Genomic DNA, 12,079 nt, shown 5'->3' on the forward strand with positions numbered 1-12,079 from the left:
GATACTCGGAACCGAAGGCCCGAACCGGCCGCCGCCACGGCCGGGCCGCGTCTCACACGCGCGGCACGTCGGGGAAACCGGTCCAGCGCAGCCCGGCGGGCAGGTGGCTCATGTCGTTGAAGAAGAGGACGGCCGAGGGGCGGCCCGGCGCGTACCGGATGACCGTCAGCGCCGCGTTGCAGTGGTTGAGCCCCAGCCACCGCCACCGCGGGGCGTCCTGCGCGGCCCGCACGAGCCAGCCGGCCAGGAAGTTGTGGGTGACGACCAGCTCGTGGCGGTCCGCGTCGCCCTCCACCGGGCCCGTCAGCCGTTCCAGCGCCTCGCGGGCCAGCGCCTCGCCGCGCTCGCGCTCCTCGGCCGGGAACAGGCCGAGGAAGCGGAGCAGGTGGTCGGCCGCCTCGGGCGGCAGCTCATCCCTCTCCGGCGTGTAGGGAACGTAGTCTCCGGCGGCCTCCGAGACGTGCAGGGGGACACCGTCCAGCTGCTCGCCGATCAGCCGTGCGGTCTGGCCGGCCCGGGGCAGCGGACCGTGGTGGATCGCCGAGAGGGGAACCCCCCGAAGCCGCCTGCCGAGCAGCGCGGCCTGCCGGCGGCCGTTCTCCGTCAGCTCGCCCTCGACCGGCGAGGCCTCGCCGTGCCGGGTGAGATACAGGTAGCGGGAAGAGTACGGCACAGTGATCCTTTCGCCTTCCGGGCGACACCATACCGATTCTCACCGTCCGGGCGCCCGTCGACGACGGTCACTCGCTTGCAGGGACGCCGGCCGGGGCGGCGTGGACGCGACCGGCGAGGCAGAGGCCCCGCCGCGCGATGTGGTGCTCGTCCTCGAAGAGGATGGCGTGGGCCGGGCCGGGGGTCCGCGACCGCCGGATCGGGGGCGAATCGCCGGCCGTGACCGGTCTCGTGCGGCGAGGGCGTCTCGTCGGACCGCTCAGGGGCGGAACGCGTTGAGCACCATGTGCCCGTAACGGCGCCACAGGGCCTGGTCCCACCGGTCCAGGGTGATGAGCTGCCTGATCACTCCGCAGAGGACGACACGCAGGTCCAGCTCGCTGGCGTCCTGACGGATCCGGCCGGACGGTTTGGCGGCTTCGACGAGCCGGGCGATCAGCTCCAGGAGGCGGCCGGCGGGGACGAGCCTGCCCTCGAAGAACGCGGCGGCGAGCCCTCGGTTGCGGGTGAGGTGTTCGAGCAGGTCGGGGATGTAGTCGCGTAGTCCCTGGTAGGCGTCGTCGCTGTCGAGCGCGGCGAGCGTACGCTGCTCCAGCTGCTGGAACTGCTCTTGGACGAGCGCGACGATCAGGTCGTCCTTGGTGGGGTAACTCCGATACACGGTCGCCCGGCCGACCCCGGCCCGTTCCGCCACCTGGGGCACCGTCATCTGGAGGCCGTGCTGGGCGAGAAGTTCCCGGGCGGCCGCGATCACCCTTTCGTGGTTGCGCCGGGCGTCCAGGCGCCGATGGGAGCGGGCCGGTTCGGTCGGCGGCCGGATGATGTCGGACGAGGCCATGGAATCAGTGTGCCCCAGCATCGTCGCCGTGCTCACCCGGGACACCCGCCGGGCCGAGCCTGGCGGTGTCGGATCCGCCGGTGAGCACCGGTTCGCCGGCGCCGTACACCTTGGTGATCTCGACCTCGAGCACGGTGCAGACCCGGCTGAACGACCAGTAGTAGCCGGCGACCTGGAGAACCTCCACGATCTCGCGCTCGGTGAGGAACCGCCGGGCCTGGTCGAAGAGCTCGTCGGACACGGTGGGCCGCCGAACCACCTCGGCGGTGAACCGGATGAGGGCCCGGTCGGAGGCCGACAGCTCGGGACTGTCGAGTTCCCTGCCGCGAATGAGCCGCCTGGTGCGCTCGTCGACACCGGCCGCCTCCGACATCGGCCGGTGCTGGGCCGCGACGAACTCGCACCCGGCGTACTCGGCCACGGTCAGGATCACGATCTCCCGCGAGCGGGCCGGCAGCTCCAGCGAGCTGAACTGTGCCTTCGCGAGCCGGATGAACGGCTTCACGGTGCCGGCCGAGTGGGTCAGCATCCTGACCAGCGGGTCCGGCGGCAGGACGGCGAGGAATTCGCGTACGTCGTCCGGGATGGTCTTCGGATCGGGATCCGCGAGACGGGGCATGTCCTTCTCCACTCTCTTCAGGTCTCGTCAGGCCGGTCGGCGGGTCTCGTCCGGGCTTACGGAGAACCCCGTCTCGCTGAGGTGCTGGAAGCGGCCGTCCTCGGCGAAGGAGCCGAAGACGAAGACCTCCCGCCGGAGAGTGGAACCGTCCACCATGGTGATCTCGAAGACATGCCGCTCGGCATAGGTGGGACCGTCCCGGAGCTCGTCGAGCACGGTCACCGTGCCGCCGGCTATCCGGCTCCGGGTGCCGGCCACCATCTCGGCGAACTCGACGCGGTCGAGGGACGTCCCGTCACTGCGGTGGACGTAGCCGGGGGCGTAGTACTTGTCCAGGGCCTCGTCCAGCTCAAGCCTGGGCTCGAAGACCAGTTCCCGGAGGGCTTCGCTGATACGCGAATGGTTCATCACTCGAACTTCCTTCTGCGTGGCGAATCGACGTGGAAACGGACTCAATGGTCCGTTTAGTGATGAACAGTACCGGACTGGCGAGTCCGTTTCATGAAAAGTCAGCTGATAGTGACCATCGTCATACTTCTGGTGGCGCTTCCCGCGCCGTCGACGACCTGGCCGTTCAAGACCTGCTCGGCGGCTTCGGCACCGGAAGGGCCGTCGTCGGGGGAGAGCGTCATTCGCCGGGCGGGCGCGACGAAGATCGTTCCTCGTGTGGTCCGCGTCGGCCGCGTCCCCGGGGCGCGGTGATTGCCCGATGAAGGATTTCGGCCCGGCGCGGTAACTACAGGTGACCTCATACGCCAGGAAAGGCCAACATGTATGACAATCCCCCGCGAAGCCATCGAGGTCGATGACGCGACCCTCATCGAGAGGTCGCTGAACGACCCCGAGATCTTCGCCGTCCTGTTCGACCGGCACGCGCCGCTCCTGCACCGCTACGTGACCAGGCGACTGGGCCCCAGCGAGGCGGAGGACGTCGTGGCGGACACCTTTCTGGCCGCCTTCCAACGCCGGAGCGATTATGACCGGGGCCGCTCCGACGCCCGCCCGTGGCTGTACGGCATCGCCTCCAACGTGATCGGCAAGCGGCGGCGCACCGAGACGAACCTCTACCGCGCGTACATCCGCAGCGGCGTGCATCCGGCGGAGATACCCGGCCTCCAAGTGGAGGACGGAGTCAACACCCTGGCCGTCAACCGGCCGCTGGCACGGGCCCTGCTGGAACTCAAACGAGCCGATCGCGACGTGCTGCTGCTCGTCGCCTGGGCCGAACTGAGCTACCAGGAGGTCGCCGACGCGCTCGCCATCCCACCGGGCACCGTCGCCTCGCGGCTCAACCGAGCCCGTCTCCAGATCCGCCAAGCCCTGAACCAGGAAGAACGAGGAGAATGACGATGGACACACTGAAGGCCATGTGGGAGACCATTCCGCCGGCCACCCCGGAGGAGCTCGCCGGAGCGCGGCGACGGCTCCTCGACGGGATGCACCCCCGGCGGCGCTTCGTCACCGCCCCCCGGCTGCTGGTCGCGGCCGGTGTCGCGGCGGCGGTCGCGGTCATACCGCTGATCATCGGAAACGACACTCCCGCCTACGCGCTGGCCAAGAGCTCGGACGGCACGCTCACGGTGACCGTCAACGAGCTACGCGACCCCGAAGGGCTGCAGGCCAAGCTGGGCGCGGCCGGCATCAAGGCGGACGTGACGTTCCTGGCCGCGGGCACGCGGTGCGTGGCTCCTCGGTTCGCCGGTGTGGATCCGAGCTACGACGGGCCGCCCACCACGGGACCGGACGAGTTGCGTTCACTCGTGAACGAATCGCGTTCGCTCAAGGCCGCCACGGTGACCTCCGTACGGACGATCCGGATCTCCCCCGAGCACATCAGGCCGGGCGAGACGCTCGTGATGGAGTTCCGCGACAACCCGAACGCACAGGTGCCCTGGCGACTCGGCACGTGGCTGGCCCAGGCGGACACCCCCGTGCAGCCGTGCACGCCCGTCGCGGACACCGGCTGAGGGGTTCTTGCCGCCACGGTCCCGCCGGGCATGCCGCTGCTAGGACGCCAGCTGCCGTTGCACCAGCAGGCGGAAGGCCTCGGTCGCGGGATGAGAGGGCCTGCTCGGCCACACCAGATACACCGTCACCGGGGCGGCATCGGACAGGGGCAGGTAGCGGATGCCCGGGTGAGGGTGGTTGTAGCCGATGCCCGCGGTGGTCACCCCGACGGCCTCCCCGGTGGCGATGGTGGTGAGCCATTCGTCCACGCCCGGCACCTGGAAGGTCGGGGGCCGCTGGGTGTCGGGCCACAGGTCGGCGCGCGTGGTCGAGGCGGTCGAGCACAGGACCACGGGCCGGCCCGCGAGATCGGCCAGGCGCACGGCCGAGCGCCGGGCGAGCGGGTCCTCCTCGGACACGGCCGCCATCCGCTGCTCGCGAATGAGAGAACAGCTCGCCAGGCTGGGATCCGGGGTGGGCTCGGCGCGCAGGAAGGCCATGTCGGCCTCGCCTCGCCGCACGGCCGTCTCGGGGTCGTCCACGCGCCGGACGTGCACGGGTGTGTCGGGGTGGCGGTCACGCCAGGCGCGAAGGAGGGGAACCGTGTGGCTGCCCAGCGCGGACCAGGCGAAGGCCACCCGGATGGAGCGCGACCGCGTCCCGGCGACCGCCTCGGCCAGCGCGGTGTCCACCTGGTCGAGAATGCGGTGGGCGTGCTCCCACAGTCGCCTCCCGGCTTCGGTGAGCGCGAGGCTGCGAGTGGTGCGCTCCACCAGCCGGGTACCCAGACGGCTCTCCAACTGCTCCAACGTGCGTGAGAGCGCGGGCTGGCTCATGTGGAGAGCGAGCGCGGCACCGGTGATGGTGCCCTCGTCTCCGATCGCCACCAAGGCCCGGAGGTGCCGCAGTTCCACATTCATAATCGCCGAGCATAAATGCCGCCTGAAGAGCATTTCACTACCGGTTCCGTACCACCGTAACGTTGTCGCCATGAAGATCCTCCTCATCGGCGCCGGCGGCACACTCGGCACCGTCTTGCGCGAGACCCTGCTCGGGCGTGACCACGATGTGCTCACCGTCGGCCGAAGCAGTGGTGACCTCCGCCACGACATCTCCGACCCCACTCAGATCACGGCTCTGTACGCAAAGGCGGATGCGGTCGAGGCCGTGGTCAGCGCTGCCGGCGACGTCCCCTGGAAGCCGTTCGTCGAGATGACGCCAAAGGACTACCGGGCGGCGTTCGACGGCAAGGTGCTCAGCCAGATCGAGCTGGTGCGTCAGGGTGTTCCTCACGTCTCCGAGCGCGGGTCCTTCACCCTGATCAGCGGAGTGCTGGCTCGTGAGCCCGTCGTCACGGGCAGTGCCGCGTCCCTGGCCAACGGCGCGGTGGAGGCGTTCGTGCGGGCGGCCGCCATCGAAATCGCCCCCCAGCGGATCAATGCCGTCTCCCCGACGGTCTTCACCGAGGATCTCGACAAGTACGGGGCCTACTTTCCCGGCTTCCCGCCGGTGGACCTCAAAGATGTCGCCGCGGCTTACGTCCGCTCGATCGAAGGCGCCCAGACCGGCCAGATCTACTCCCTTCCGTAGTGCCGGGGAGCAGGAACATTCGGAAACTGCTTACGGTCTCGCGTTGCAACGTCGATCATCCCGGAGTCGAGGTGCCCCCACCGGAGGCTGTTCCTGTCGACTCTGCCGCTAGGAGGTTGGGCGGTGCCAGGGGTGGTCTTCGTAGCGGAGGACATCGATCAGATGTCGGCTGTATCCGCTGGCCTGCACGACTTCGTCGATCTTGTCGGTGCGCGAGTGGTGGGGGAGGAGCTGCTGTACGAGGCCTGCGATCTCGGCGCGGATTTCTCGAAGCTCAAGGGCCATGTAGCGCTCTTCTTCGATGAGCCTGCCGAGTTCGGAGTAGCGACTGTCTGAAGGTGGTGTGCTCTCGGCCATGTCGTCACTGTGGGCGGCGGGCCGGTGGCCGGCGAGTGGGTCAGGTATGGCGGGTGCGCGGGTCGGTGGACGGCCCAGGGCGCCGCCGGCCGGAATCGGCGCCCACGCCGCACGCCTGGACGGCGGGCGGCGGAGGGCTGGGTACGGCGCGGCACGCCGCCGCTTGATTTTCATGAGAACAATTCGGGAATGTTCCTCAACGGCACACCTGCGGCTGCCTGAGGGGTGTGTCCCCTTGGCAAGCGAAAGACCAGGTCAGCGCGTGGATGAACTGGTCTCGGCAGCGCACCCTGCAGGATTCGAACCTGCGACCGTCGGATTAGAAGTGGAGTGCGGCTCGTCCACCGGGTGGTGTCGTGATCTGCGCTCTTCCACCTCATGGGTCAAGGGCGGATGAGTTCATTCCGCACATGTTCCGGATCTTCAGGTAGCAGGGTCGCCTGATCCGTCTCAACGTCTACAGCGACGATCAGTGAGGACTTCCTCAACCAACGTGCAAGTCTGGGGCGGGCGGAAAACGTGAAAATGACATGAGGACGTGGGCCGTCCGGGCCGGGGATCTCCTCCAGCCTGTGCCAGTCGTCTTCCTCCCACACCTTCCTGTCGTACCCGCAGGCGGTCAGCTCGACCTCTGCAGCGATTCGGGCCGTTCGGATCCACTTCCCGAGTCGTGACGCCTGGTCGTACGTGTCATGGTCTCCGCGGTCAGGGAACAGATGGCGATGGTCGTAGCCGACTTGGGCGAAAGCCTCTCGCAGCCATCGGCGCTTGTCCGGGCCGGCGGTCCTCCAGGTATAGGTCAGGTTCCATGTGATCTTCTCAGGAGATCGGGGCCGGCGGACCATGGCGGCCAGGCACGACGGCAGTTGGTCACCGAGGTCCGACAGCATATGGATCTTCTGGAGGTAGGCGGTTGATTCGGGCCCGGGGTCATCGCTGTCCAGCCAGAGCGGCTTGCGGTAGCGGACCATGTGACGGATGTCGGTGAAGGCCCGATGAATGACATGAGCAAGAGCCTCTTCGGCGCCCGGCGGGTATGGGGGCCGCCCCGGCACGAACCGGTTCGTGATGCGCATTCTCATGCCCCTCTGTCGGATCACCCGCTATCTCCACCCAGCCTATGAGCCGTGTTCACTCGGAAAAGGGCTGCTCAAAAGACGTGGCTGCCTGCTGCCGATTCCTGGCATCATCGCCAGGTGTTCGATTTCGGGATCGCCGGTTACAAGCCGGTGTGGCTGCGGGGGCGTTCGGCGATCTTCGCCGCTCACGGCCGGAGACTGGCCCTGCTGAAGGGGCGGCGACTGACCCGCGCCTTGCTGGTGTGGGATCTCGACGAGAGCGCCTGGTTCTGCGACGGCCTGGTCCTGTTGGACTTCGAGGGTGAACAGGTCGAGGTCGTTCACCACAAGTTCGATGAGATCTCGATCACGTGGAACATCGTCGATCCGGCACAGCCCTTGAGTTGGGCCGGACAGGGATTCCGATTGGCCTGGCGAAGAGATGCGCCAGGTGAGCTGGCCGCGCTGGCAGGGCAGAGACTGCGCGCTGTGGAGCTTCTCGAATGGGACGGTGAGGACATAGCCAAGGGGATGGTAGCCGTCAGTTTCGTCTTCCCGGACGGCAGAATGACGATCTACAACGCCCTCGACGAGAACGGCATGGAGTTCGGGCTTCCCGATCCTCGGTACACGAGACACGGCCTCGGCGTGTAACAGATCACGTCTGACCTTGCCGGCGATCGAACATGGTCAGAGCGCTACCTCCCAGCTAGCGGTTTTCAAGAGGGCCACGTTCCCAGCGGAGACAGGCCTCTCACCAGAGCGGCAGCATCTTTCCCGAGCTCGACCGCCGAAGATCATCCCGTGCATATACCGCGCGGCCGACTGGGTACCTTGGTGATGTGTCGACACTTGTTGCGGCATTGGTCATGCTGTTGATTGCGCCCTCTGTGGTTCCGCGTGAGAGTCTTCTCCCGACGGGCACGTAGCAGACGATCCGTTCGCAGTGCAGGTCACTCAAGGAACCGCGTCCTGGACCCGACCCGTCAAGGCCAGGTATTCCTCGTGTGGCAATCTGCGTGCTTCGAACCCCAGGATGTTCCGTCCGGCGAAGCGCTGCGTATCCTCTGTATTCCACCGTCCGGGTAGGTGCACCAAGGGCTGACCGGGCTCGCCGAACACCATCAAGCCATGCACGTCCGACTCGGATGTGTAGCACAGCAACAGATCGGCCTGGGGAATCAGACGCAGGCCATCCTCCGACTCCAGCGCCGTCTGACCGTGCTCGGCGAAGAGGTGACAGGCCCGGCCGTCCAGACGCGAGAGTTCATGACCGCCTGATCTGTGAGGTCGATTCAGCCGGGCATGGGCACGACGGGCTCGCATATCGGACCACATATTGATGATCATCTTGATGTAGCGGAATTGGTTCACGGGCTCGAGTAGGTGCATGCGTGGGCTCTCATGGGAAGCAGGCGGGTCCGTGGGGGCAAGCCCCTTCCAGCCCGGGGCGCGACGGGCCAAGGCGACCCTCGCCTCCGCGGAGGTTCCGTATCGCCGGAACTCGAAGATCAGCCCCTGGTCGGCGGCGAATTCCTCCAGCTCATGCCGGGATCCGGCCCCCGGCGAGTAGAACAGGACCAGCCCGTCCCCGTCCAAGACCGCCACGCCGTACATCGTCCTGTTCTCTGCGGGGTAGCCGTAGGAGAGGAGCGTCGTGGCGCGTCCGGCGAGTGCTCGGACGCGCGGGGCCAGGTTGATCAAAATGCGTCGCCCTTCGGCTGGTATGAGGCCAATACATGATCGATCGGCACCGCCTGTTTCCCCTTTTGGCGATGATGACGGACAAGACGGATATAAAGTTCCGGTCGAGTTGGACGAAGCGCTGAAGCAGAGACGCCAGAATCAATCACGCGCTATCAGCTTGGGAAGCATCTACTGACCTTGCTGCCCTGAGTTGGGAAAACAGGGGTGCAGGTCAGAGTGGGCCGAGTCCCCGTGACTCCCCGTGAGTGACCGTGGTTCCCCACTCGTTCTGGCACGCATCTGGCACGAAGTCTCGATGTCAAGACACCGCTGATACGGCGGTTGGGCTGGGGTAAGCGCAGACGCTTACGTAGACTCAGAGGTATGACTGCCGGGCACGCGCACGAGGAGCTCCACCATCTGGTCGATCGGCTTTCTCCGGACCAGGCGCGTCGTCTGCTGCGTCTGGTGAAGACGGATCCGGAGTTGGCTGAGACCGTGGACGAAGAGACCGATGAGCCGGTTCGGCGTCGGCGGTTGTCGATCGCGGGGATCGGGGCCTCCGGTGAAGGGGATCTGTCGGAACGGGTCGAAGATCTGCTGGCGGAGCGGTTCAATCGGTCAACGTGACTTCCACGCTCCTGGACACTGGCCCCTTGATCGCTGTCGTTGATCGAGATGATAAGCACCATGCCTCATGCGTGCGTCTTCTCGAAAAGTTGGAGGGGCCGCTCCTGCTGCCCTCGACTACTTGATCGAGGCGGGGTGGACCATCAACAGGCACATGGGACCTCGCGTGCATGCGCAGTTTCTCGATCTGGCGGTTGAGGAGTTTGAACTGGTCGATCTGGTGCCAGCCGATGTGCGACGAATGGCAGGGCTCGTCCGCACCTACCGAGATGCTCGACTCGACCCGGCTGACGTGTCCGTGGTCGCCATCGCAGAACGCCTGAATATTACTCAGATCGCGACGCTGGACCGACGTGACTTCACTTTGATCCGACCTCGACATGTGCCGGCGTTCACGCTTCTACCGAAAGTGCTTGGCTGACCTGGTCTTACAAGGGTGGAGCGGGTGACAGGAATCGAACCCGCGCTGTCAGCTTGGGAAGTGCATCGATCACGCCTTGTAGAGCGGCTGAGCTGGGCGTTCGGCCGGTCGTGAGTGACCGTGGTTGACCCCTCGTCACCCTGGTTAATGGCCTGCTAATGGCCCGACGAGCGAAGTTCTTTCAGTTGTCGGCGGAGCGCGTCACGCTCGACGATCAGCTTCTCTACGTCATCCAGGGTGAAGAGCGTTTTGGAAGGGCCGTTCACGGTCCAGCCGTGTTGGCCGGGCTCCCAAAAGATCTCAACCTCGGTGCCTTCGTGGGGGTCTCCGCCCGCTGTGGCGTCTTGGGCGGTGGTGACATTGACCTCCTCCACACGGAGGTACCAGTCCCCGGCATTGACGTCGATCACAACGGGGGTTTCATCGGGTAAACCGGTGAGGTAGTCGAGGAGCTGGCGGACGGTGAGCATAGGCGCAGAGTGGCATGGATTGCGCACCTGCGCACGCCCCGCCCGCCGGATCTTCCCGTCTGCCTCGTCCCACCCCAGAGGGGCAACAGCTCGGGGACGGAGGGTCAAGGCCGTCTTCGCGTGTACGCCGGCCGGTGGACGTTCCTCGGCCATGGGATGCCGACGGTCACAGACGGCCTTGATCCGGAGAAGTCGAGCTGTTGGGCTTGCCTGGGACGTGGCAGACGGGAAGATCCGGCCTCACCTCAGCCGGCTACGGCTCCGCGATCGGCAGTCTCGATCATCCCGGAGCGGAATCCCCCGCCGGAGGCGTCAGCTTCGAAAGAGCCGGATAAGCGCGATGGCTATCACCATGGGGATGACGACCGCTGATACAAGTACGAGAAGAAGGAAGATCGCGAACGGATAGTGAATCACGGCCTGCTCCTGTCGACAGGCTGATCATATGCATGCCCAGGAAGCGGAGCGGCGGCGGGCCGGCGGGCGGCGAGAGCCTTGGATACGGCGGGCGCGCGGGTCGGTGGACGGCCCGGGGCGCCGCTGACCGGGACCGGCGCCCACGCCGCACGCCCGGTCGGCGGGCGGCAGAGGGCCGGGTACGGCGGCGCGGCGCGCCGCCGCTTGACCTACCGTCGCAAGCGGGCGGTCTTTCATCACGTGCTGGAGTACGCGGTGGAGATGGAGGAGCTTCCGGCGAATCCGCTGTACACGGTCAAGCTCCGCAAGGCGAAGTCCGGCGGTGAGATCGATCGGCGTTCGGTGGTCAATCCGGCTCAGGCCCGTGAGTTGCTGACCGCGGTGACCTACGTGGACCGGTCGCGGGGGGGGGGGGGGGGGGGGGATGCTCGCGGCGCTCTTCGCCTGCATGTACTTCGGTGGCCTGCGTCCGGGGGAGGCGGCGGGGCTCCGCAAGAAGGACTGTCACCTTCCGGCGTCCGGCTGAGGACTGCTCACCCTGGAGAAGACCAAGCCGCAGAGCAACAAGCGGTTCACCGACTCGGGAGACCCACGGCGAGGGTGGTCTCAAGCACCGCGACGAGAAGGAGACGCGGCCGGTGCCGATCCCGCCGGAGCTGGTGGCCATTCTGCGTGATCACATCGACCGTCACGGCGTCACCGCCGATGGCAGGCTCTTCCGGACCCGTGCGGGCGGGCTGATCTCCGGGTCGGCGTACGCCAAGGTCTGGAAGGAGGCTCGGACGTACGCCTTCACCCCCGATCAGGTCGCCTCCCCTCTGGCGGGCAGGCGTACGACCTGTGGCACGCGGCGGTCTCCCTCTGGCTCAACGCCGGGGTGCACGCGCCGGAAGCCGCGGAGAGGGCCGGTCACGGGGTGGACGTGATGCTCAGGGTCTACGCCAAGTGCATCGACGGCCAGCGCGAGGTGGCGAACCAAAGAATTTTGGCAGCGCTCGTCACATGGCACGGATCATGCTCCATGAAGGACCCCGGGACACCTCGGGGTCCTTCGTCGTTCCGGCCCCGGAATCGCCCCTCGAGGCTCCGGAACCCTCGGGCTCACCTGGGGAAACGGGGCCTCGGGTATTCCGCGTATGTTCCGCGACCGGTGGCATACGGCTGCTTTCGGCCGCCTGCGGCTGCATGAGGGGGTTGGGTCCCGGACAAGCAAAAGACCAGGTCAGCGCGTGGATGACCTGGTCTTGGCAGCGCACCCTGCAGGATTCGAACCTGCGACCGTCGGATTAGAAGTCCGATGCTCTATCCAGCTGAGCTAAGGGTGCTCCCGCTCAATTGTGCATGATCCGGGGAGTGCCCACGTAACGGTTTTGG

General features: G+C 66.7%; 15 protein-coding genes and 1 tRNA gene. 6 read left to right on the top strand and 10 right to left on the bottom strand.

Going from position 1 to position 12,079, the window contains the following annotated elements; translation table 11 throughout:
• Positions 1 to 52 precede the first annotated feature (52 nt).
• From ACVCAG_RS35490 to ACVCAG_RS35505, 4 genes are all read right to left on the bottom strand, one after another.
• On the bottom strand, positions 53 to 673 hold the full coding sequence (locus tag ACVCAG_RS35490; protein WP_447191182.1) for a histidine phosphatase family protein: 621 nt from the start codon (positions 671 to 673) through the stop codon (positions 53 to 55).
• A 258-nt stretch (positions 674 to 931) separates the two neighbouring features.
• Positions 932 to 1,510 (bottom strand): TetR/AcrR family transcriptional regulator, encoded by a 579-nt coding sequence (locus tag ACVCAG_RS35495; protein WP_447191183.1) that lies wholly within the window; start codon positions 1,508 to 1,510, stop codon positions 932 to 934.
• Between the two features lie 4 nt (positions 1,511 to 1,514).
• On the bottom strand, positions 1,515 to 2,129 hold the full coding sequence (locus tag ACVCAG_RS35500) for a carboxymuconolactone decarboxylase family protein (RefSeq protein ID WP_447191184.1): 615 nt from the start codon (positions 2,127 to 2,129) through the stop codon (positions 1,515 to 1,517).
• A gap of 27 nt (positions 2,130 to 2,156) precedes the next feature.
• Positions 2,157 to 2,537: a hypothetical protein gene (locus tag ACVCAG_RS35505; protein WP_440081343.1), complete on the bottom strand. Its 381-nt coding sequence runs from the start codon at positions 2,535 to 2,537 to the stop codon at positions 2,157 to 2,159.
• A 366-nt stretch (positions 2,538 to 2,903) separates the two neighbouring features.
• Between ACVCAG_RS35505 and ACVCAG_RS35510 the strand changes: the two genes are divergently transcribed.
• Both ACVCAG_RS35510 and ACVCAG_RS35515 read left to right on the top strand, forming a co-directional pair.
• Positions 2,904 to 3,476, top strand: a complete 573-nt coding sequence (locus ACVCAG_RS35510; protein WP_447191185.1) for an RNA polymerase sigma factor — start codon at positions 2,904 to 2,906, stop codon at positions 3,474 to 3,476.
• Between the two features lie 2 nt (positions 3,477 to 3,478).
• The gene (locus ACVCAG_RS35515) at positions 3,479 to 4,096 is read left to right on the top strand and encodes a hypothetical protein (protein WP_440081342.1); all 618 of its coding nucleotides are present in this window, start codon (positions 3,479 to 3,481) and stop codon (positions 4,094 to 4,096) included.
• Between the two features lie 39 nt (positions 4,097 to 4,135).
• On the opposite strand, the gene ACVCAG_RS35520 is transcribed toward ACVCAG_RS35515, so the two are convergent.
• A complete protein-coding gene (locus tag ACVCAG_RS35520) occupies positions 4,136 to 4,996 on the bottom strand; it encodes a LysR family transcriptional regulator (protein WP_447191186.1) in 861 nt (286 codons plus the stop codon).
• 70 nt (positions 4,997 to 5,066) lie between these two features.
• On the opposite strand from ACVCAG_RS35520, the gene ACVCAG_RS35525 reads away from it, so the two are divergent.
• On the top strand, positions 5,067 to 5,666 hold the full coding sequence (locus tag ACVCAG_RS35525) for a short chain dehydrogenase (RefSeq protein WP_440081340.1): 600 nt from the start codon (positions 5,067 to 5,069) through the stop codon (positions 5,664 to 5,666).
• A 108-nt stretch (positions 5,667 to 5,774) separates the two neighbouring features.
• On the opposite strand, the gene ACVCAG_RS35530 is transcribed toward ACVCAG_RS35525, so the two are convergent.
• Together ACVCAG_RS35530 and ACVCAG_RS35535 are read right to left on the bottom strand one after the other, a co-directional pair.
• Complete coding sequence (locus tag ACVCAG_RS35530) at positions 5,775 to 6,023, bottom strand: hypothetical protein (RefSeq protein WP_440081339.1); 249 nt, start codon at positions 6,021 to 6,023, stop codon at positions 5,775 to 5,777.
• Between the two features lie 383 nt (positions 6,024 to 6,406).
• A complete protein-coding gene (locus ACVCAG_RS35535) occupies positions 6,407 to 7,099 on the bottom strand; it encodes a hypothetical protein (protein WP_440081338.1) in 693 nt (230 codons plus the stop codon).
• 120 nt (positions 7,100 to 7,219) lie between these two features.
• Here ACVCAG_RS35535 and ACVCAG_RS35540 point away from each other — a divergent pair, with 120 nt between their 5' ends.
• Positions 7,220 to 7,735 carry a hypothetical protein gene (locus tag ACVCAG_RS35540; RefSeq protein WP_440081337.1) on the top strand — a complete coding sequence of 172 codons (516 nt, stop codon included), beginning with the start codon at positions 7,220 to 7,222 and terminating at the stop codon, positions 7,733 to 7,735.
• Between the two features lie 303 nt (positions 7,736 to 8,038).
• On the opposite strand, the gene ACVCAG_RS35545 is transcribed toward ACVCAG_RS35540, so the two are convergent.
• Entirely contained in the window at positions 8,039 to 8,785 is a 747-nt protein-coding gene (locus ACVCAG_RS35545) for a hypothetical protein (RefSeq protein WP_440081336.1), read from the bottom strand.
• A gap of 366 nt (positions 8,786 to 9,151) precedes the next feature.
• Here ACVCAG_RS35545 and ACVCAG_RS35550 point away from each other — a divergent pair, with 366 nt between their 5' ends.
• Positions 9,152 to 9,397, top strand: a complete 246-nt coding sequence (locus ACVCAG_RS35550; protein WP_089211966.1) for a hypothetical protein — start codon at positions 9,152 to 9,154, stop codon at positions 9,395 to 9,397.
• A gap of 67 nt (positions 9,398 to 9,464) precedes the next feature.
• Positions 9,465 to 9,818 (top strand): PIN domain-containing protein, encoded by a 354-nt coding sequence (locus tag ACVCAG_RS35555; RefSeq protein ID WP_440081335.1) that lies wholly within the window; start codon positions 9,465 to 9,467, stop codon positions 9,816 to 9,818.
• Positions 9,819 to 9,973: 155 nt separating this feature from the next.
• Here ACVCAG_RS35555 and ACVCAG_RS35560 read toward each other — a convergent pair whose 3' ends face one another.
• Entirely contained in the window at positions 9,974 to 10,288 is a 315-nt protein-coding gene (locus tag ACVCAG_RS35560; RefSeq protein ID WP_440081334.1) for a hypothetical protein, read from the bottom strand.
• 1,668 nt (positions 10,289 to 11,956) lie between these two features.
• A tRNA-Arg gene (locus tag ACVCAG_RS35565) sits at positions 11,957 to 12,030 on the bottom strand.
• Positions 12,031 to 12,079 lie beyond the last annotated feature (49 nt).

The organism is Streptosporangium sp. G12, from assembly GCF_052983175.1.

Coding starts and splice junctions, on each gene's coding strand:
- ACVCAG_RS35550 (WP_089211966.1), top strand. CDS start 9,152: ATGACTGCCGGGCACGCGCACGAGGAGCTCCACCATCTGGTCGATCGG.
- ACVCAG_RS35525 (WP_440081340.1), top strand. CDS start 5,067: ATGAAGATCCTCCTCATCGGCGCCGGCGGCACACTCGGCACCGTCTTG.
- ACVCAG_RS35535 (WP_440081338.1), bottom strand. CDS start 7,099: ATGCGCATCACGAACCGGTTCGTGCCGGGGCGGCCCCCATACCCGCCG.
- ACVCAG_RS35500 (WP_447191184.1), bottom strand. CDS start 2,129: ATGCCCCGTCTCGCGGATCCCGATCCGAAGACCATCCCGGACGACGTA.
- ACVCAG_RS35515 (WP_440081342.1), top strand. CDS start 3,479: ATGGACACACTGAAGGCCATGTGGGAGACCATTCCGCCGGCCACCCCG.
- ACVCAG_RS35505 (WP_440081343.1), bottom strand. CDS start 2,537: ATGAACCATTCGCGTATCAGCGAAGCCCTCCGGGAACTGGTCTTCGAG.
- ACVCAG_RS35510 (WP_447191185.1), top strand. CDS start 2,904: ATGACAATCCCCCGCGAAGCCATCGAGGTCGATGACGCGACCCTCATC.
- ACVCAG_RS35555 (WP_440081335.1), top strand. CDS start 9,465: ATGCGTGCGTCTTCTCGAAAAGTTGGAGGGGCCGCTCCTGCTGCCCTC.
- ACVCAG_RS35520 (WP_447191186.1), bottom strand. CDS start 4,996: ATGAATGTGGAACTGCGGCACCTCCGGGCCTTGGTGGCGATCGGAGAC.
- ACVCAG_RS35495 (WP_447191183.1), bottom strand. CDS start 1,510: ATGGCCTCGTCCGACATCATCCGGCCGCCGACCGAACCGGCCCGCTCC.
- ACVCAG_RS35560 (WP_440081334.1), bottom strand. CDS start 10,288: ATGCTCACCGTCCGCCAGCTCCTCGACTACCTCACCGGTTTACCCGAT.
- ACVCAG_RS35530 (WP_440081339.1), bottom strand. CDS start 6,023: ATGGCCGAGAGCACACCACCTTCAGACAGTCGCTACTCCGAACTCGGC.